This window comes from Bacillus sp. B2-WWTP-C-10-Post-4 (assembly GCF_009183805.1).
In the GTDB taxonomy this organism is placed as follows: Bacteria; Bacillota; Bacilli; order Bacillales; family Bacillaceae_G; genus Bacillus_A; species Bacillus_A cereus.
In genome coordinates this window covers 1-20,786 of the sequence record NZ_WEII01000075.1, presented here as the reverse complement: position 1 = coordinate 20,786, position 20,786 = coordinate 1, and the positions used below count along the sequence as shown (strand labels likewise).

The window sequence follows — 20,786 nt, the reverse complement described above, 5'->3', positions numbered from 1 at the left end:
ATTATATTACAATTTATCATTATTAATTAAAAGGACAGATCCTTAATGAAAAGGAATCTGTCTTTTTTTGTTTTATATTTAAATAGTTAAAATTAAGTGAAGGTACATTCAATTTCTAGCTGTCATAAATGGTTGAATGATAGGAATTTTAACTTCAATCCTTTTCACAGTGTATTGGAATAAAATATAAAATGAATTTTTCAATATATTATATGAGAGTTCTCTATAATACAAACGGCTTCATGTTTAAAAAGAGAACACAATCTTAGTAAAGAAATAATGTATATTTATATAAAAAAATAGCACTGTTAATTGTTGAGTATATTCAAATTAATATGTGTATTTAAACCTAAGAGATAAACGTGGAAAAATAAAATAAACCCGTAAGTTTAGGTATTTAATCTAAGCAGTCAATTATTAAAAACATATAATTAATATGTGAGTCATGAACATAATTAAATAGCGTTTGTAAGTTTAATTATATTTCATGTTTCCTATTTTAAGTCAATATATAACATATTTTTTTACAACTTTATGATCCTTATAATAGGAAAAACTCAAATATAAAACAAGTAAGGAGGACATAAATGACAAACAATAATTGTTTTGGTCATAACCACTGCAATAATCCGATTGTTTTCACTCCAGATTGCTGTAACAATCCACAAACAGTTCCAATTACTAGTGAGCAATTAGGTAGATTAATTACTTTACTAAACTCTTTAATAGCGGCTATTGCAGCGTTTTTTGCAAATCCAAGTGATGCAAACAGATTAGCTTTACTCAATTTGTTTACTCAACTATTGAACTTACTAAATGAATTAGCACCTTCCCCAGAAGGGAATTTCTTAAAACAATTAATTCAAAGTATTATTAATTTACTACAATCTCCTAACCCAAATCTAAGTCAATTACTTTCTTTATTACAACAATTCTACAGTGCTCTTGCACCATTCTTCTTCTCTTTAATTATTGACCCTGCAAGTTTACAACTTTTATTAAACTTATTAACTCAATTAATTGGTGCTACTCCAGGAGGCGGAGCAACAGGTCCAACAGGTCCAACAGGTCCAGGAGGCGGAGCAACAGGTCCAACAGGCCCAACAGGAGCGACAGGTCCAGCAGGTACTGGTGGAGCAACAGGTTTAACAGGAGCAACAGGTTTAACAGGAGCAACAGGTTTAACAGGAGCAACAGGCTTAACAGGAGCGACAGGCCCAACGGGAGCAACAGGTTTAACAGGTTTAACAGGTTTAACAGGAGCAACAGGTTTAACAGGAGCAACAGGCTTAACAGGAGCGACAGGTCCAACAGGAGCAACAGGTCCAACAGGAGCAACAGGTTTAACAGGAGCAACAGGTTTAACAGGAGCAACTGGTGCAACTGGTGGCGGAGCTATTATTCCATTTGCTTCAGGTACAACACCATCTGCGTTAGTTAACGCGTTAATAGCTAATACAGGAACTCTTCTTGGATTTGGATTTAGTCAGCCTGGTGTAGCTTTAACTGGTGGAACAAGTATCACATTAGCATTAGGTGTAGGTGATTATGCATTTGTAGCACCACGCGCAGGGGTTATTACGTCATTAGCTGGTTTCTTTAGTGCAACAGCTGCATTAGCTCCATTATCACCTGTTCAAGTGCAAATACAAATATTAACTGCACCTGCAGCAAGCAATACGTTTACAGTACAAGGCGCACCTCTTTTATTAACACCAGCATTTGCCGCAATAGCGATTGGTTCTACAGCATCAGGAATCATACCTGAAGCTATTCCAGTAGCAGCTGGGGATAAAATACTGTTATATGTTTCATTAACAGCAGCAAGTCCAATAGCTGCAGTTGCTGGATTTGTAAGTGCAGGTATTAATATCGTTTAATTTGTTACAATGTTTAGTAGGAAATTAAACAGGGGTTTGTATATAGTCCTTCCTAATAAATTTAGGAAGGACTATATTTTTTGAGGAAATAAGTAATAAATCAATTGAATAATTACTCTTTATTAAGTTCGTATAAAAAAGTATAATTTACCCTTTCTCATTTAAGGCATAAGTTATGTAACTTTAAAAATTTCCGATCAGCAAAAAAAGATGAATTCTTTTAAAAAAGAATTCATCCATAAAATAAACTATTTATTTTTATTGCAGTTACATCCTTTTTTCTTTACATAGCCTTGCTCGGCTAAGTCTCTTTGCGATTGGGAATTGGAAGATTGAGAATTGGAAGATTGAGAGGATGCTGAAGAGCTACTATTTTTATTATAAGAGTAGTTTTTTCGATAGTTATAATTACTCATAGTACTATCACCTCCAATTTAATATATAAATATTATATGTATGTACACTATCAATTGTTACTATTTTTAATAGGAAGAGAAGATACAATAAAAAAATCTCCTTGGTATTTTCCTAGGAGATAAATGATGATTCTTTTGAAATTTTACAAATTAATAGCCCCAGTAAAGAGGAAAGTAATAAGAATCTTGGTGATGCGGATTATGTTGTTGAGCGAGGGGCTGGGTTGGATAATTTTTCGTTTCACGGTTTTGATTGCAGTTTGCCGGAGGACCAATTACAGTAGTTGATTGAATAGGGGAAACCGCTTGTTTCCATTGTTGTTCATTGAGGCAGTAAGTATGGGCCATCATATGAGCCGGAGTTAATCTTAAAATATCAGAACCGAAAATAACTTCTGGCGCTGGGGCATTGAAAATAGCTAATAAATGAGTATTATCTGCTGTAGCAATTTCATAATGCCACCACGCTTGTGGAATGTTGGCAACTTGCCCCGGTTTTATCGGTAAGTTTAAAATTTGATTCGTAAATGGATTAAGTAAAGAAACAACAGCAGACCCTGAAATACAATAAACAAGTTCAGCTGCATTTTGATGAATATGTGGTTCTACAACATTTCCTGTACTTAAATAAATATCTAATAAAGAAGTATTTTCTAAAGTATTTAATTGTTTAATACCGAGTACATTTATATAATTTTGGGCATCTTTCCGAAAAAAATTACTTTTATTTACATCATAAGTAAAATTGGTTGAGGGAGAGGTATAGTCGATGTTGGCAGTCAATTGTATTACCCGCCTTTCTATAGGGAAGTTAGGTTACAAAATTAGGATATGAGTCTAGTCTTTGTTTTGTGCTGTTGTCGGCAGCTTAATAAATTCACTTATTTCATAAAGAATAAGGTGTTAATACTAAACTATATTCGTATTCCCATTCATACTTTGGATTGATGGAAAAAAGTAATGAAAATGTTAATTTAAAAGTACATCAATCATTTATAAGGAGTGAATGTTCATGTCATTTAGTGAAATGATTAGAAATGAAGTACTCAGCTGGGCGGGTGTTTCTGAAAAACCGCATCGATTTGGTGGTATTGAAATAAATTATGGTAAGAAAGAACTTGGCCATCTTCATGGTGATAAATTAGCTGATTTACCATTTCCGAAGTTAAAGCGAGATGAATTAGTGAAGCAAGGATTGGTAAAACCACATCACGTATTACCTGAATCAGGATGGATCAGTTATTATATAAAGAGTGAAGAGGATATTCCATTTGCAATTGAGTTATTTCGTATGCAATATGACCGAATTAAAAAGTAATGAAATAAAGTAGGGTAATAAAAATTTATTTTCATGTCACATCCCTCCTTAATCGTTCGTCTTGTATGTAGAACGATAAGGAGGGATTTTATTATGAATACATTTGATGTAGCAATTATTGGCGGTGGGCTTGCTGGATTAACAGCATCTATATATTTAGCGAAAGCTGGAAAGAAAGTGATTGTATTAGAAAAATCCAGTCAATTCGGTGGCCGAGGGATGACTATAAATAAAAATGGAATCTGCATGAATCTTGGTGCACATGCTTTATATAGAGGCGGAGCAGCGTTTATAATTTTTAATGAGCTCGGTTTGAATCTTCCAGGTGGAATACCATCTACAAAAGCACATGGAATATGGAAAGGGGATATATTCACTATCCCAACAGATTTTCGCTCAATTTTATCAACACCACTACTTTCGTGGTCTGCAAAAGTACAATTCTCACGTCTTATGATTCGTTTAGGAAATTTAGATGTAGGAGAAGTTCCGAAAATGAGTCTAACTACATGGGCAGAAAATGAAATAAAAGATCCAATGGTTCGCAATATATTTTATGCGCTATGCCGGACAACAACATATACGTTTGCTCCTACAATACAATTAGCATCATCTGTACTAAAGCAAATACAGCTTTCTATAAAAGCAGGAGTGCTTTATGTAGATGGTGGTTGGGAGACGATAATAACAAAATTAAGAGATTTAGCGAATGATGTCGGGGTAAAATTTTTGGCTAAAAAGCATGTTTTGGAAATAGAGCATTATGAAGATAAACAAAGAATACATTGTGTTGATGATGAGGTTTTTGAAGTAGGTACAGTCATCGTGACGACTCCGCCAAAAGAGGCTTGTAAAATAATAAAAGGTGCAGAAGGAACAAGTTTGCATAGATGGAGTGAACAATCGGTACCGGTTACTGTTGCTGCATTAGATATTGGCTTGAGACAATTACCCAATCCTACACATCAATTTGTATTAGGATTAGATCAACCTATATTTTTCACAAATCAATCGAGAGCAGCTAAATTAAGTGAAGATGGATCAATTGCAGTGAGTCTAATTAAGTACCATAATCCTATGCTAGAGATGAATCATATTCATGAAGATAAAGAACAGTTGGAAAGTACGATGGAGTTGTTACATCCAAATTGGAAAAGAGAAGTTGTTGCACAGCAATATTTACCGAAAATAACAGTAGTACATGATTTTCCTCATATTGACCGTGTTGAAAAGCCGGGTCCTAATATACCTGAAATGCAAGGTGTTTATGTTGCAGGAGATTGGGCAGGGCATGATGAAATATTAGCTGATGCTGCGGTAGCAAGCGGGAAACGTGCAGCGTTACACATTTTAAAGCAATATGAAAGTGAGGCAGTTCATCATGGAAACGGAGCAGTTATATGAAGCGTATCAACCATTATTATTTTCGTTAGCATACAGAATCCTTGGGAGTGTTATGGATGCTGAGGATATCGTTCAGGATGTATTTATCTCGCTAAATAATATAGAAGATCCTCAATCTATAGAAAATATGAAAGCATATTTATGTAAGATGGCGACAAATCGTTCAATTGATAAATTACGATCGGCAGCGCATAAACGTAACGTGTATGTAGGGATGTGGTTGCCAGAGCCAATTGTAGAAGAGAGTGATGAGCCATCAAAGTCATTTATAATGAAAGAATCCCTTTCCACCGCATATTTATTACTTTTACAACAATTATCTGAGGTAGAAAGGATTGTTTTCATATTAAGAGAGGTTTTCAGTTATGAATACGAAGAAATAGCTTCAATTGTTGATAAGAGTAGTGTGAACTGCAGGAAAATCTTTCAACGTGCTCGAAAAAGCATGTTGGAGAAACCGAAGCAATCAAAATTAAGCACGGAGAAAATGGCTTCTTATGTTGAAAAGTTTGTATCATCATTACAGTGTGGGGATGCGGAAGGTATGTTAGAAGTATTAAAAACAGATGCTATACTCAAAGCTGATGGTGGTGGTAAAGTTACGACTGCTATTAACCCGATTTATTCTGCGGATCGAATTATACGTTTGTTCTTTGGGATTGCACAACGATTGACAGAAGAGTACACTGTTGATTTCAAAATGGTCAATGGTATACCAGGAGTTATAGTTACAATAAATAATAAAGTAACTTATGTTCTTTCGTTTGCATTTGAGGATGAGAAAATTTCAAATATTTATATGATGGTTAACCCTGAAAAACTTATGCATTTAAATGTAAAAATATAAAAAAGCGCATTTCTTCAGAAATGCGTTTTTTTATTATTTTTCTAACATTTCAAGAGGTACATCTTTTTCGCCAGCTACCTCAAATTTAATTTCCCCGTCTTCTTCATAAATACGTGTAATAATCGGTATAGTAATCATTAATTTTTTATGCTGCTTTCGTTTTCGAGCAGCATCTAAGCTAATCACGTTCATTTGTAAGCATCCTTTCTTCTGGAAATATATAAACAAAGAAAATGCGTCCGAAAAGGGCGCTTAATTGAATTTGAAATACCGATTCATTTAAATGGGGTTTATATAATTTAATAACTGCAATTTTAATATGAAATAATATGAATGGAATAATTGCACGTAGAAATTAACTTTACCAAAAAACGAAACAATATGCTATAAAAAATTATAAATCTTTGTCATATAACAGGAAAAAGGTTTTTGTTTCGCATATAATAAAAAGTAGACGGGCAGCAAGAGCTTTTTCATCATATTGCTTTGGAAAGGCGATGAAAAAAATGGATACGTTAGATTCATTATTATTTCAACTTGAACAATATGGAGAAGAGCATGATCGAAATAAAAAAACACGGGAAGAAAAATTACGGAATATTACTCGTGAGATGGGGCAATTTTTATCAATTTTAGTAAAAGGGTGTAGCGCAAAAAACATTTTAGAAATCGGAACTTCTAATGGCTATTCTACATTGTGGTTAGCTAATGCGGTAGAAGAAACAAATGGAAATGTAACAACTGTAGAGCTTTCTTCAGAACGAGTTGGAGAGGCACTTGTCAATTTTGAAAAGGCAAACCTTTTACAAAGGATTGATGTTCATAATCAAGAAGCAGGGGCATTTTTAGATGCGCAATTAGATCATTCATTTGATTTTATTTTCCTAGATTCAGAGCGTACGCAATACATGTGGTGGCTTGAGCATATAAAACGCATTTTACAACCAAAGGGTTTTCTTGTTGTTGATAACGCAACCTCTCATGCAAATGAATTAGCCGAGTTTAAAAAAATGATAGAAGAAGATGAAATGTTTGAAACGGTGTTATTGGCATTTCAAAATGGAGCATTCGTAGCGCGCAAGAAGAAATAGGAGTGAGCGTAATATAATTATCACATTGAAAAAGGGTGTATGTCAAAAGATTGAGTACAGAAGGATAGAAGAACATAATTTATATACGTAACATACGAAGAATCCGCCTTCAGCATGTCGTTCTCTAGGTCTTAAGTCTGAGGAAAATTATGTTGTTTACAGGTATACTTATAGTAAGAAACAGGGAATGACTGCATAAACAGGCATTTCTAAAAAAATCGATTTCAAGCAATCAGAATGTATATGAAATACGATATAATAGATGAAATATAGTGCATATAAATTCGCACATATAAATAAAGGAGCGATTTTGTTGACTGAACTCGAGAAAAAAGAACCTGTATCGATCGTGAAAGATAATAATGTAGAAGTAGTGGTTGATACAGTTATAAAAGATGCAGAATTAGAGGAACTGAATAAAGAAGCTGATCTTTATGTACAAAAGTTAAATAGCGAGCAAAATACAGATTTATCAAAAGTATTGTCTCAGCTAGGAGATTTAGGAGATAAAGAGCAACAAGCAGCAGGACAAACGTTGTCAGCATTAAAACGTCCTGTAACAGCGATGATGAATGGAAAAAACGAAGAAATTCCAAATACATTGTTAGAATTACGAAAAGTGGTATCAGAACTTGATCCGAATTCATTAAAAGCAAGTGGTATGAAGAAAATTATGTTTAAAGTATTCAAGAAAAACCCACTTGAAACATACGTGCATAAATATCAATCTATAGATAAGCAAATTGAGGAGATTATAAGATCCCTTCTAATTGGTCGTGACAACTTACAAGAAGATACAGTTGGTCTTGAAATGCTTAAAGAGCAATCGCATGATAAAATTCACGCTCTTGATAAGCAAGTATACTTAGGGAGAAAACTTGCTGGCATGCTGGAAGCTGAGAAACAAAATCCAGAACGTCAAAGAGATATTCCATTAATTAACGATGCGTTAGAAAAGATACTTGTACGTACACGTAATATGCAGCAAGCGAAAAGTGTGTTATTACAATCTATCGCATCTGTAGACATTATTAAGAAAAATAATGAAAAGTTAACGGAGGCAATTCGTAATGCAATTACGATGACGCAAAACGTTGTAACGGTTTCAGCTGCTATTCAGCTAGCGTTAACAAATCAACGGAAAACAATCGATGCAGTGAATGCGACAAATGAAGCAATTGAATCAATGGTATTAAGCAATTCTCAAGCATTAAAACAAAATACAGAAGAAACAACAAAACTGCTTGAAAATCCTGCAATTAGCATGGATAAATTACGCGAGTCATTCCAAAACGTATTCGCTGCAATTGAAGCTTCTGAGAAATCGTCAGAACGTATTATCGAGTCAAGTAAGAAGTTTGTTATTGAACTAGACACATTTAATGATGAAATGAAACAAAAACTCATTCAGCGCCCAAGAAAATAGCAGACTTTTAGAGGAGGTGAAAAAATGAGTTTCATTCAAACTGTATTAGTACTATTAGGTACATTGCTTTTAATCGCATTTACTGTCGTTGTATTAGTTGTATATTTCGGACGTAAACTGTATTTTTCATGGACGAAGCCATATAAAAGAGCACACGATTCTTTAGATAAGTTATCGAATAAATCATTACCGTTTCTACAAGAATTTACACAACACCCTCTCTTTTATCGTTGGATTCGTACGGAAGGAAAGAAAGAACAACATACATTAAACACTCTTTTCTGTGCATCGGGTCAACGTACGAGAGAGCAAGTATTCTCGATGTTACCGAAAGAAAAACAGAAAAAAGTACATGTAATGGCAAAAACAACGAAAAAGCTTACGAATGAAGATATTGATGTAGCGGCGATGAAAGTAAAAGATTTTTTAAGACAAGAAACGCAGCAAACTGTAAAACCGACAGATTTATCGTTTTATAAATTGTATTTTTATGATCGATATCCAGATGCATTAAATACAATTCAAGCGTATAAACGCTCAATAAATCCTTCATTACAACGAACGGTTGATGATATTACAATTTCAGTATTAAATGCTTTGCCGTATTATCAAGAACAACGCATGTTTGAGCAACAACATAAACTTGAAACGTTCTTAATGAAAGATTTAACGGCCATGTTATCGTTGGTAGTACAATTACCACCTTCACAAAGACCAGAGAAGGAAGAAGAACTGAAAATCTACTTGGAAAATTTCCAAAAAGAAATGGAAGTAGTAGAGCGAGATATTCGCGACTCAATTGATCACGATTTAAATGTGAAGATGAGAGCAGCGACTGAGAAGTTTAAGAATAAATAACAAAAAGCGCCTTAAAAGCTAAGTATCACAGCTTTAGGGCGCTTTTTGTTATGAGATTTTATTTTGCACTAACGGTAGTATGACTAGAAGCCACACTTTCATTATGCAATCGATCAACTGCAGTTACGACATACGTATACGTTTCTCCAGAAATAACGGTTTTATCTACATAAATTTCTCCAAGTTTTGTTTTTCTTACAGTAGTAAGTAAATTTTTCGGATTTTGTATATCCACTTCATTTTTCCCATTCGCGCGGTAAATAGCGTAATAAGTAGAATCATTATCTCTATTGTCAATGATACCGATTGCAATACCTTCATCTCTTGGAATGGCACCTTTTAAAGTCGGTTGTTTTGGTGGATCATGATCAAGCCAAGACATAGGCGGAATTAATGCAGGATATTTATATATGTCTTTTGAGAGTCTATCTTTAGCTCCAAGTGGATTGTTATTAATATCTTTTAAGCTAAAATGCATACTACCTTTTATTTCGGGATATAGCCGGTTTAATGCAATTTGTCTTGGATATTCTTCTGGATCAGACCAAGCAGGGACGGAGTTATTATTAATTTTATAGGCCGCTTGACCGATGTATAGGTGAATCGGTTTGTTATTTGTTTCTTTAACCCACCAATCTACTAATATGTCATATGCAGCTGGGGTGAAACCTATATTCCAATATATTTGCGGTGTAATGTAGTCAATATATCCTTTTTGTATCCACTCACGTGTGTCAGCATAAAGGTCATCATAGTTTCTTTGGCCTGCGGTTGTGTTAGAGCCAGTCGGATCGTCAGCTACATTTCTCCATACGCCGAACGGACTAATGCCAAACTTTACATATGATTTTTCTTGTTTTATAGCAGTATTTAAATCTTTTACAAGTTCATTTACATTGTTACGTCGCCAATCTTCTATATTTGTAAATCTACCGTTATTATATGTTTCGTACGTTTTCTGATCTGGAAATTCTTCACCGGCCACTTTATATGGATAAAAATAATCATCCATATGCAGCGCATCAATATCGTAATTTTGCACGATTTCTAAAGCACCTTCTGTTATAAATTTTTTCACTTCTGGAATACCGGGATTGTAATATAACTTTCCGCCATAAGGGACAACCCAATTGGGATGTTGCCTTGCAGGGTGATTATTTGATAATCGATTTATATCGGTGTGATTCATCGTTATTCGGTATGGGTTAATCCAAGCGTGGAATTCTATATTTCTTTTATGAGTTTCTTCAATCATAAATGCAAGCGGGTCATAACCAGGATCTTTTCCTTGTGTTCCTGTAATGTATTCAGACCAAGGACCGTAATTTGAAGGATAGAAAGCATCAGCGGTTGGTTTAATTTGTACAACAACTGCATTCATACCAGTGCTTTTTACATCGTCTAATAATCTTATAAATTCTTGTTTCTGTTTTTCAATGGGTAAGCCAGTTTTTGAGGGCCAATCAATATTCAGAACAGATGCAATCCATACAGCACGTAATTCATGTTTTTTGTATGCAGTATTTACTTCAGCATAAGTAGAGTGAGGGGGAATGAAAGAGAAAGGGATGAACAAGATGACGATACAACATATCATTAATAAACGTTTAACGATCATTTATACGCCTCCCTATCATATGATTATTTAAAATAATATAGGAGGCGAGGTTGACTTTGCAATAGAGAAAATTGCATATTGAAACATTAATTTAATAGGAAAAATATTTTTAATGAAATTTACTTTCATTATAACTAAATTCATTTACTACTTCATATGCTTGTTAGTAAAGTGAAACTTCCTTTCATTTGAAGGGTAATAAATTATAAGTATAGGAGGATTAATAAATGAAAGTTTTGTTCGTCTGTTCTGGAGGAATGTCCAGTGCAATTGTTGTAAACGCTTTAAAAAAAGAAGCGGAGAAAAATGGTGTGAACATGGAAGTGCATGCAATTGGAACGAATGAGGTAGAGGAAGAAGTAAAGAATGGCTGGGATGTCGTAATGGTGGCACCTCAAATAAGACACCGATTTGACTCTGTAAAAAAATTTGCAGAGGAGGAATCTATTCCGTGTGGCATCATTCCACCGCAAGCATACACGCCACTTGGAGGCCCGACTTTATTAAAAACTGTAAATGAATTAATTAGTTAGGAGGAAGCGTTATGAATAAGTTTGTCACGTTTCTTGATAAAAACTTATCTGGCCCGATGGCAAGGCTTTCTGAGCAGAGGCATCTACAAGCAATCCGTGATGGAGTTATTTCGGCGTTACCATTTATTATAGTAGGAAGCTTTTTTTTAATAGTAGCATTTCCACCACTGCCGAAAGATAGTTTCATATCGGTTTGGGCATTAAAGAATCAAACAAGTATATTGATACCATATCGTTTAACTATGTTTATTATGTCCTTATATATAGCATTTGGAATAGGATATAATTTAGCGAAAAGTTATAAATTAGATGCTTTATCAGGAGCACAGCTTGCGGTATGTTCACTACTTTTAACATTAACGCCTGAGTTAATTGATAAAAAAGGATTCATGCTTCCGATGACAAATCTTGGAGGTCATGGATTATTTGTGACGATGATCGTCTCTATTTTATCAGTTGAGATTTTAAGGTTTTGTAAGAAGAATAACGTAACGATAAAAATGCCAGAACAAGTACCACCGTCAGTATCACGTTCATTTGAAGCACTTATACCTGCAGCATTCGTTATTATTATGATGAGTCTTATTACAGTCGTTTTTAAAGTTGATTTACATTACGTTGTAGATAAACTAGCCGCACCGTTAGTAAAAGCTGGTGATAGTTACTTTGGCGTTATTATACCTGTATTTTTAATTACGTTTTTCTGGTCTTTCGGGATACACGGAGTATCAGTTGTAGGTACTGTGGCAAGGCCACTTTGGGATGTGTATTTAGGAAAGAACGGTGAAGCTGTAGCAAGTGGAGCGAGTCATTTTCCGTTTATTGCACCAGAACCGTTTTATCAATGGTTTATTTGGATTGGTGGTTCGGGTGCAACGTTAGGGCTTGTGTTAGCTATGATTATATTTGGTCGATCAAAATATTCAAAAGCATTATCGAGAACATGTATTGTCCCTGGGATTTTTAATATAAATGAACCGGTTATATTCGGTTTGCCGATTGTATTAAATCCAATTTTAATTATTCCTTTCGTCATTACCCCGTTAGTAACAGCTACTATAGCGTATGCTGCAACCGCAATGGGATTTGTAACACCAACGCATATTATGCCGCCATGGACATTACCTGCTCCAATTGGTGCATATTTAGCAACAGGTGGAGATTGGCGTGCGATTGTATTAGTTTTTATAAATATAACAATATCGTTCCTTATTTATTTACCATTCTTTAAAATGTACGACAAAAATATGCTTGAAATCGAAAAGAATGGTGACGGAGAGTCGGTTAATCCTTAATCTACATGCTGTTATTTTGAGTGATAGACTTTTTGTCTATCACTTCTTTCACATTAAAACTAGAAAGGGGGAAATAGAATGAATATAAAATTTAGTTATAAAGGTGTGTTTTTATTACTATTTGGAGTGATTTGTGCAAATTTACTTTTTGTCCCTTTATTAGGCATGCTAAATTTATCACAAATGCATAGTATTTGGCTCGTTACAAGTATTGCGGCAAGCGTTTTGCTTACGGTAGTTGTTTCTTTCATTGATGGATCGTTTGCATCGAAAGCTCAGTTGTTTTTTAGATTTATATTGTTTTCGATTGGTTGTACGTTCGTTACTTACATGCTTGTTTTTTAGTAAATAGGAGGTCATGCACGTTATGTATATTGCAGGGGTAATTTTAACATACTGTATGAACCATCCATTTTTGAACATGAAACCACCAAAATCAACAGGTAGAGAACAGTTTGGAGAAGCGTTTGTGACTGGATTATTGAATCGATTTAAAAAGCATAGTAAAGAAAATATATTGGCAACTGTCACGATGTTTACAGCATGTTCAATTGTTCATCATTATAAGGCGTTTATTTTGCCGTATTATGAAATTGATGAGGTGATTTTAGGTGGTGGAAGTTATAATAATACACTTGTTGAAATGTTACGGAATGGATTAAGAGAAGAGAAATGTAGCATATGTATACAAGAAGATATTGGTCACTCTTCAGCAGCGAAAGAAGCAATTGCGTTTGCTATTTTAGCAAACGAAACGTATCATCGTAATTCAAGTAATGTGCCGAGCGCAACAGGTGCTAAGAATTCCGTAATTTTAGGGAATATAACATTCCCTCCATACGCAGATGAAAATGAGGCGAACATATGAAGTATATGATTGGAGTAGATGGCGGGGGAACGAAGACAGAGGCAATTGCATTTGATCAAGATGGAAATGAAGTTGTAAGAGGTACGAGCAGATTTGGAAATGTATTAATAGATTTTGATCAGGCACTTTTGCATATTATGGAAGCAATTAATCAATGCCAGAAGAGTTTAATGAATGAGCATTGCGTTTGTATTTGTTTAGGATTAGCTGGTATAAGCGGAGGGAATACAAATGAATTAATATTACGTTTAAAAAAGAAATACGGAACAAAAATTGAAATTTTTAATGATGCAATGATCGCGCATGCAGCTGCTTTAAAAGGTAAGGAGGGAATATTAACTATAGGTGGTACAGGTGCAATTTGTATAGGAAAGAAAGGGGAAGTATATCAGTATAGCGGTGGATGGGGACATATTTTAGGAGATGAGGGGAGCGGATATTGGATTGCATTACAAGCTTTAAAGAAAATGGCAATTCAGTTCGATCAAGGAATCAGTCTTTGTCCATTGAGTTTGAACATTCAAAGGCAGTTTCAACTTTTGACACCGTCTCATATAAAAAGCTTAGTATATACTTCTTCTAAAGATAAAATTGCAGCAATCGCGCCATTAGTTATTCAGGAAGCGAGAAATGGCAATGATGATGCGCATGAAATTATGATGCAAGCTGGAAAGGAATTGGCAAGGATTACAGTAAGTGTTTATAACAAGTTGAACTTTAAGCACTCAACGCCAATTGCAGTAAGTGGCAGTATATTGCGTTTAGTTCCTGAAATATTTGCTGTATTTAAGAAATGCTGTGAAGATAGTATGAAAGAAATTACATTCGTATCAAAAGCAGAAATGGCAGTGAAAGGAACATATTATTTAATGAGGGATATATATTTTTAAAAATAGTGTATGAGAATTTTTGTATGATTTGTAAAAATATGATGTTAAAATGTATAAAGGGATGTATGTTAAAAACGTACAATATACGTAGTAATTGAATATTGTATATGTAATCCCATGTAGAAAGTGAATGATTACATGATTAATAGTATGCAGTTTTTATATTTGGTGGCTTCTTATTTAATTGGAAACATATTGACCGCTTATATAGTAACAAAATTGAGACATAACGTTGATATTAGGGATGAAGGAAGCGGAAATCCTGGCGCAAGAAATATGGGGCGCGTATATGGAAAAGGGTATTTCATCGCTACATTTTTAGGTGATGCGATTAAAGGGGCAATCGTTGTTGCTGTAGCAAAATATCTTTTTGAAGATCCTACATTCGTAATGTTAACATTATTGGCCGTTATTATTGGACATATTTATCCAGTTGTATTTAAAGGCAAGGGCGGTAAAGGTATTTCAACATTTATAGGAGGACTAATCGCATTTGATTATTTGATAGCGCTTACCCTCTTAGGCATTTTTATTGTATTTTATTTAATATTTAAAGGGTTTACGAAGCCAGGACTAATTACAATTGCTTGTTTACCAATTTGTATGATTCTTTATTCTTATTCTATTGTTACCACTATATTAAGTGGAATGATTATTGTACTTATTCTATATGTGAATCGAGAATAAAATGATTTTTTAATAAGTGGGGATAATCTCCACTTATCATTTTTTATTAAATAGATAAAGGAGATAAGGCATGGGGTTAATTTATAAAGTTGCTGATCAAGATTGGGAATTTGAAAGTATACATAAATTAAATTATAAAACTTTTGTGGAAGAGATACCACAACATGAAGAAACGAAAGACCGGTTTCGTATAGATCGGTTTCATAAAGAAAATACATATTTAATTTGTTTAGATGAGGATAGATTAGTAGGTATGGTCGCAGTGCGGGGAAAACGACCATTCTCGTTAGATTATAAAATCTCAAATTTAGATGTTTATTTGCAAGAGCATGGAGAAAAAATGTATGAAATTCGTTTACTTTCAGTAGAACGTGAATATAGAAATGGAAGAGCGTTGTTAGGATTAATTCGTTTTCTACATCGTTATTTACTTCTAAATGGATATGAATTAGCACTCATTTCTGCAACAACACGTGAACTAGCTTTATATGAGCAAATGGGATTCAAATCTTTCCATACGTTAGTTGGTACAGAAGAAGCAGCCTTCCAGCCAATGTATGTTACCCCTGCTATGTTTGAAGAGTCGAGTGTTGGGGGGATTATGACGAAAGAATATACGTTTTTACCTGGTCCAGTAGATATTGAAGAGAACGTTCGAAAGGCATTTTCTACGCGGCCTATTTCGCATCGCTCTAAGTCATTTCAAGTGATGATGGGCAATGTAAAAAAACGGTTACTTTACATGACAAAAGCAAAACATGTACAGCTTATGTTAGGAACAGGGACGTTAGCAAATGATGCGATTGCTTTACAGTTACGTTCTTTAAAAGGGAAAGGACTAGTATTAACAAATGGGGAATTTGGTAATAGATTAGTTGGACATGCAAAACGAGCACGGTTACATTTTGATACGTATAAAAAGGAAATGGGAGATCCATTTATTTATACCGAATTAGAAGAAATCATGACAACTGGAAATTATGAATGGATTTGGTTTGTTCATCATGAAACATCTACTGGAATGTTAAACGATTTAAACGAGCTAAATACTCTTTGTAACGAAAATCAAATAAAACTATGTGTAGATTGCATAAGCTCAATTGGAGCAATACCATTAGACTTGAAGGATGTGTATTTTGCAAGTGGTGTTAGCGGTAAAGCGATTAAATCATATACAGGAATTTCTTTCGTTTTTCATAACCACATTGTAAAAATAAACGAGGCTGTGCCGGCCTATATGGACATTGGTATGTATGAAGAAAATGAAAGCATTCCATACTCACAATCATGGAATTTAATTTATGCATTACAAGAAGCGTTGAAGAGATTTGAAGATGAAAAGGTATTTGTAAAAATTAAAGAGACATACGAGTATGTTGAAGAAGTTATTACTGATATGGGCTTAAAGCTTGTTTCACCTAAAGAACATGCCGCGCCAATTATACTTACTATTGTATTAAGCGAAGACCATTCTTCTAAAGTAGTAGGCGATGCATTAGCATTACAAGGATACATCGTTCATTATGAGTCATCTTATTTACAAAAGAATAATTGGATCCAAATTGCATGTTTAAATCATTATAAAGAACGCGATATGAAGAGGATGTTAAATTGTTTGCAAATGTGTTTATTTCAGAGTGGGGTACATATATAAAGATTTTTTCTTTTCGTATAAAGGAGCTACGACTTACGAAAACTTAGAAATAGAACTTTGGAAGAGGTGTCAGTATGATAACTAGAAAACTACCATTACATATAGACGATATTAAAAAAGCTCACAAAATTCTAGATAGAAATGCTCGTAAAACGCCATTAGTAAAATCTTTTTATTTGACTAGTAAAACGGACGGAGAAATACATTTGAAATTAGAAAATATGCAATTAACGGGTTCTTTTAAATTTCGTGGCGCATTTAATAAAATGTCGCGGCTCACGGATCAAGAAAAAGAAAGAGGTGTAATCGCATGTTCAGCAGGTAATCATGCACAAGGAGTTGCATTATCTGCTCATTTACTCGGTATTAAGAGTAAAATTGTTATGCCAATTTCTGCACCTCAGGCAAAAGTTGAAGCAACTAAAGGATATGGATCTGAAGTGATTTTACATGGTGAAACCTTTGATGATGCAAAGGTAAAATGTGAAGAAATTATAAGGGAAACAGGTGAAACATACTTACATCCATATGATGATGTAGAGGTAATGGCTGGTCAAGGTACAATTGGATTAGACATTCTTGATGATATGTGGGATGTAGATACTGTCATTGTACCAATAGGTGGAGGCGGAATTATTTCTGGTATTTCTGTAGCATTAAAATCTTTTAATCCATCGATTAATATAATTGGTGTCCAAGCAGATAATGTTCATGGAATGAAGGCATCTTACGATAAAGGAGCAATCGTAGAACATTATGAGGCGCCTACTATTGCAGATGGTTGCGCAGTTAAAATACCAGGGGAATTAACATTTGAAATTGTAAAAGAATTAGTAGATGATATTGTAACTGTATCAGAAAAAGAACTGGAAGTAGCGATGAAAGATTTATTACAACGTGGGAAAGCTGTTGTAGAAGGTGCAGGTGCATTAGCAACTGCTGCACTTCTTGCAGGAAAAGTTAATAGTTATATAAAAGGGAAAAAAGTAGTAGCTGTTATATCCGGTGGGAACGTGGACTTACAGCGCATATCAAGTGTATGTGAGCACTTTTTTGTCGCTAATGAAGTGAAATAGTTTTATAAAAGAAGAGCTAAGAGAAATGATCTTAGCTCTTACTTTTTGTCTACCGTTTACTGTAAGTAGCAATAAATTTGCTGTTTAATGAATTGTTTTATTTAAGCGCCAATTTTTACATATATCTTGAATGTTACAATAATTATTTCAATATTGTCGAAACATAAGCAGAAATTTAATATAATAGTTTTAATGTGCTAATGAGCGGTGAGGAGGGCAGGTCATGAATAAAGAAGAACAGGTCATGAACGGTTTCAGGGAATTATATAATAAGCTGGTTTGGCTTAATAAAGATAAGATGGAAGAAGGTCTTAAAGGGTTTAAGTCTTCTGAAGTTCACTGCATTGAATATATTGAAAACAATGCAGATTCTAACGTGACACAACTCGCAGAGGCTTTTTATGTGACTCGCGGTGCTATAAGTAGAATGACTAAGAAGCTCATACAAAAAGGCCTTGTTGAAAGTTACCAAAAGTTAGAAAATAAGAAAGAAATTTATTTTAAGCTTACCGAACAAGGGAAAGAAATTTATAAAATCCATGAAAATCTGCACAAAGAGTTTCAAGAGCGGGATAAAGCTGTATTTGAACAAGTAACTGAAGAAGAATTCGACAGTATAATTAGCTTTGTGGAAAAGTATAGTAGACATTTGGATGCAGAAATAAAGAAACAAGGTATACATATTAAATCGTAATACATTTTAATAATAAAATGGCAGCCTTACTCTAATATGAGAATAGGCTGCTTTTTTATTATTTCATCTTTGTTGACTAATCAACAAAACAGGGTTATCATTTTGTTGACAAAGCAACAAAACATTTTAAGGAGAGAAGTTAAATGTCTATATTTAGATCACAAAATGAAAGGGAAACTGAAAAAAGCATAGATAAACATGCGTTACTATTCGGACTTATTTCTGTATTTCTTTGTGGTATAGGTTTCAGTATCATCATGCCTGTAGTCCCATTCTTAGTACAGCCATATACAAGTAATCCGGAAGAACAAGCATTAGTTGTTACACTACTAACTTCCGTATATGCGGCCTGCGTGTTTTTAGCTGCTCCAGCACTCGGGGTTTTAAGCGATAAGTATGGCCGTCGTCCATTACTTTTAATATGCTTATTTGGTTCTGCAATTGGGTACTTGGTTTTTGGCATAGGAGGAGCTTTATGGGTATTATTTGCTGGACGCATAATAGAAGGAATAACAGGCGGAAGCATAAGTACTATCTTCGCATATTTTGCAGACATCATTCCGAAAGAGCAGAGAACGAAATACTTTGGATGGGTGAGTGCAGTTGTAGGTGCGGGAACTATTATTGGACCAACTCTTGGGGGCTTACTTGCAAAGTTTGGTCATTCTGTACCTTTATACTTTGGAGCGTTCATAACTTTATTAAATGTTTTATATGGTATGAAATACATGCCTGAGAGCCTTGACAAAAATAACAGGTTAAAAGAGATTACTTTTGTAAGGTTAAATCCTTTTGCACAGCTAGCAAATATACTTTCCATGAAAAATTTAAAATGGTTACTTATCTCAGCGTTTTTACTTTGGATACCTAACGGATCTTTACAAGCAATTTTCACGCAATTTACAATGGATACTTTCAGTTGGAAACCTGCATTAATCGGACTTATGTTTTCAATTTTGGGCTTTCAAGACATTGTTTCACAAAGTTTTATAATGCAAAAGCTTTTAATCAAGCTTAGTGATAAACAAATAGCAATTCTTGGGATGGTTTCGGAGATTATAGGATACAGTTTTATTGTAGCATCAGCTGTATTTTCACTCTCTCCACTACTTATCGTTGGAATGCTAATGTTTGGTTTTGGGGATTCAATTTTCGGGCCTTCATTCAACGGGATGCTTTCAAAGTCTGTCAGTTCTAATGAACAAGGAAGGATTCAAGGTGGAAGCCAATCTATTCAAGCTTTAGCAAGAATGATTGGTCCGATTATTGGAGGACAAATCTATGTATCACTTGGTCATGCCGCACCTGCTTTTATGGGTATGATTCTTATAGTAGCGGCAATAGCAGTTTTGTATAAGGGAACGTATGAAACTGTATAACAGATAGATATAAGAACAAATAAAAGGGAGTCAGAACTTAGGAACAAGTGCTGATTCCCTATTTGTTTACGGTTTGAGAGCTAAGAGAAATGCTTTTGTTTAGGAATTTATTCTGCTATGCTCTCATGGTGAAGGGTAATATTCAGTGAGGTGGAACTATTATTAATTACAGTTAGCTTTATTTGAAAGTAAAAAGGTAGGTAAATGACTAGATAATTTCATTATGCTTGTGCTGAAGTAAATAATGACTCCATCTTTACTTTGCTCTTTTCTCGAATTTCAGCATCTGCGTGTCTCATAACGTATTTATGCGCTACAGCGATTGCTAAAACATCATCTAATAAGCCAATCCCAATAATAGCAGCTATATCTGGAATGAAATCGATTGTTAATACGTAATAAGATAAAGCGGCTAATATTATGAATTTCGCTTTAGTAGGTAATTCTTTCTTTTTCATTGTGTAGAATAAAATAATACTTTCATATACGCTAGATTTACCGAGGTTTACAGAGCTTTTTTTGAACTTTTTCCAAAGTGTCTGTTTCTCCATATAAACACTCCTTTTACAAAACATAGATTTTTTAAAAGGATGGACAAAGAAGTGAGAGATTAATCAATTTTATTGTTTTTCTTAATTATATATTTCCATAAAAATAGGGGATTACCTGTTTAAAATAATATAATGTGGATTATGCAACGATTCATAGTGTTCCGTTACATAGTATATATATTGTAAAATGTATGTGGATGATTTAGTTATTATTATGCATTTTATAAGCCGTATGGGGGAAGCAAAATGAAAATAATAGAACTACCAATTGAATTCGAATTTAACGGGCAAAAACAATGTG

General features: G+C 34.2%; 20 protein-coding genes and 1 pseudogene. 17 read left to right on the top strand and 4 right to left on the bottom strand.

Annotated elements, in window-relative coordinates:
- The first annotated feature begins 587 nt into the window (after positions 1–587).
- A complete protein-coding gene (locus GBN78_RS22285; protein WP_152127717.1) occupies positions 588–1,880 on the top strand; it encodes an exosporium glycoprotein BclB-related protein in 1,293 nt (430 codons plus the stop codon).
- 566 nt (positions 1,881–2,446) lie between these two features.
- On the opposite strand, the gene GBN78_RS22280 is transcribed toward GBN78_RS22285, so the two are convergent.
- Positions 2,447–3,079, bottom strand: coding sequence for a cupin domain-containing protein (locus GBN78_RS22280; protein WP_000126321.1), 633 nt, complete (start codon positions 3,077–3,079; stop codon positions 2,447–2,449).
- 229 nt (positions 3,080–3,308) lie between these two features.
- Between GBN78_RS22280 and GBN78_RS22275 the strand changes: the two genes are divergently transcribed.
- The 3 genes from GBN78_RS22275 to GBN78_RS22265 all read left to right on the top strand — a co-directional run bounded on the left by GBN78_RS22275 (position 3,309) and on the right by GBN78_RS22265 (position 5,865).
- A complete protein-coding gene (locus tag GBN78_RS22275; protein ID WP_000010317.1) occupies positions 3,309–3,614 on the top strand; it encodes a luciferase domain-containing protein in 306 nt (101 codons plus the stop codon).
- Between the two features lie 93 nt (positions 3,615–3,707).
- Entirely contained in the window at positions 3,708–5,018 is a 1,311-nt protein-coding gene (locus tag GBN78_RS22270) for a phytoene desaturase family protein (RefSeq protein ID WP_001091199.1), read from the top strand.
- Positions 4,996–5,865 carry a sigma-70 family RNA polymerase sigma factor gene (locus tag GBN78_RS22265; protein WP_000447142.1) on the top strand — a complete coding sequence of 290 codons (870 nt, stop codon included), beginning with the start codon at positions 4,996–4,998 and terminating at the stop codon, positions 5,863–5,865. The genes GBN78_RS22270 and GBN78_RS22265 overlap by 23 nt, the downstream gene beginning before the upstream one ends.
- A 33-nt stretch (positions 5,866–5,898) precedes the next feature.
- On the opposite strand, the gene GBN78_RS30345 is transcribed toward GBN78_RS22265, so the two are convergent.
- A complete protein-coding gene (locus tag GBN78_RS30345) occupies positions 5,899–6,057 on the bottom strand; it encodes a hypothetical protein (RefSeq protein WP_001100984.1) in 159 nt (52 codons plus the stop codon).
- 305 nt (positions 6,058–6,362) lie between these two features.
- Here GBN78_RS30345 and GBN78_RS22260 point away from each other — a divergent pair, with 305 nt between their 5' ends.
- The 3 genes from GBN78_RS22260 to GBN78_RS22250 all read left to right on the top strand — a co-directional run bounded on the left by GBN78_RS22260 (position 6,363) and on the right by GBN78_RS22250 (position 9,240).
- Positions 6,363–6,956 (top strand): O-methyltransferase, encoded by a 594-nt coding sequence (locus GBN78_RS22260; protein WP_002005067.1) that lies wholly within the window; start codon positions 6,363–6,365, stop codon positions 6,954–6,956.
- A gap of 313 nt (positions 6,957–7,269) precedes the next feature.
- Positions 7,270–8,382 (top strand): toxic anion resistance protein, encoded by a 1,113-nt coding sequence (locus GBN78_RS22255; RefSeq protein WP_000137398.1) that lies wholly within the window; start codon positions 7,270–7,272, stop codon positions 8,380–8,382.
- Positions 8,383–8,406: 24 nt separating this feature from the next.
- Complete coding sequence (locus GBN78_RS22250) at positions 8,407–9,240, top strand: DUF3974 domain-containing protein (RefSeq protein ID WP_000008381.1); 834 nt, start codon at positions 8,407–8,409, stop codon at positions 9,238–9,240.
- Between the two features lie 58 nt (positions 9,241–9,298).
- On the opposite strand, the gene GBN78_RS22245 is transcribed toward GBN78_RS22250, so the two are convergent.
- A complete protein-coding gene (locus GBN78_RS22245; protein ID WP_000636008.1) occupies positions 9,299–10,858 on the bottom strand; it encodes a glycoside hydrolase family 10-like protein in 1,560 nt (519 codons plus the stop codon).
- 227 nt (positions 10,859–11,085) lie between these two features.
- Between GBN78_RS22245 and GBN78_RS22240 the strand changes: the two genes are divergently transcribed.
- The 10 genes and pseudogenes from GBN78_RS22240 (at position 11,086) to GBN78_RS22195 (ending at position 19,934) form a co-directional block, all read left to right on the top strand.
- Positions 11,086–11,391, top strand: coding sequence for a PTS sugar transporter subunit IIB (locus GBN78_RS22240; protein WP_000865907.1), 306 nt, complete (start codon positions 11,086–11,088; stop codon positions 11,389–11,391).
- An 11-nt stretch (positions 11,392–11,402) separates the two neighbouring features.
- Positions 11,403–12,686: a PTS sugar transporter subunit IIC gene (locus GBN78_RS22235; RefSeq protein WP_001032294.1), complete on the top strand. Its 1,284-nt coding sequence runs from the start codon at positions 11,403–11,405 to the stop codon at positions 12,684–12,686.
- A gap of 78 nt (positions 12,687–12,764) precedes the next feature.
- Complete coding sequence (locus tag GBN78_RS22230) at positions 12,765–13,031, top strand: hypothetical protein (protein ID WP_001021965.1); 267 nt, start codon at positions 12,765–12,767, stop codon at positions 13,029–13,031.
- A 40-nt stretch (positions 13,032–13,071) separates the two neighbouring features.
- Positions 13,072–13,554, top strand: a pseudogene (locus tag GBN78_RS22225) (anhydro-N-acetylmuramic acid kinase); the annotation flags it as partial.
- Positions 13,551–14,444 carry a BadF/BadG/BcrA/BcrD ATPase family protein gene (locus GBN78_RS22220; RefSeq protein ID WP_000876617.1) on the top strand — a complete coding sequence of 298 codons (894 nt, stop codon included), beginning with the start codon at positions 13,551–13,553 and terminating at the stop codon, positions 14,442–14,444. The pseudogene GBN78_RS22225 and the gene GBN78_RS22220, both read left to right, overlap by 4 nt.
- A gap of 138 nt (positions 14,445–14,582) precedes the next feature.
- On the top strand, positions 14,583–15,131 hold the full coding sequence (gene plsY / locus GBN78_RS22215) for a glycerol-3-phosphate 1-O-acyltransferase PlsY (protein ID WP_000610872.1): 549 nt from the start codon (positions 14,583–14,585) through the stop codon (positions 15,129–15,131).
- 70 nt (positions 15,132–15,201) lie between these two features.
- Positions 15,202–16,785 (top strand): aminotransferase class V-fold PLP-dependent enzyme, encoded by a 1,584-nt coding sequence (locus GBN78_RS22210; protein WP_000523048.1) that lies wholly within the window; start codon positions 15,202–15,204, stop codon positions 16,783–16,785.
- 74 nt (positions 16,786–16,859) lie between these two features.
- Positions 16,860–17,861 (top strand): bifunctional threonine ammonia-lyase/L-serine ammonia-lyase TdcB, encoded by a 1,002-nt coding sequence (tdcB, locus tag GBN78_RS22205; protein ID WP_000632950.1) that lies wholly within the window; start codon positions 16,860–16,862, stop codon positions 17,859–17,861.
- A 223-nt stretch (positions 17,862–18,084) separates the two neighbouring features.
- Positions 18,085–18,555 carry a MarR family transcriptional regulator gene (locus tag GBN78_RS22200; protein WP_025966298.1) on the top strand — a complete coding sequence of 157 codons (471 nt, stop codon included), beginning with the start codon at positions 18,085–18,087 and terminating at the stop codon, positions 18,553–18,555.
- A gap of 143 nt (positions 18,556–18,698) precedes the next feature.
- Entirely contained in the window at positions 18,699–19,934 is a 1,236-nt protein-coding gene (locus GBN78_RS22195) for an MFS transporter (RefSeq protein ID WP_152127716.1), read from the top strand.
- Between the two features lie 221 nt (positions 19,935–20,155).
- Here the strand turns inward: GBN78_RS22195 and GBN78_RS22190 are convergent, their stop codons facing one another.
- A complete protein-coding gene (locus GBN78_RS22190) occupies positions 20,156–20,485 on the bottom strand; it encodes a YkvA family protein (protein WP_000415089.1) in 330 nt (109 codons plus the stop codon).
- Positions 20,486–20,786: the final 301 nt, after the last annotated feature.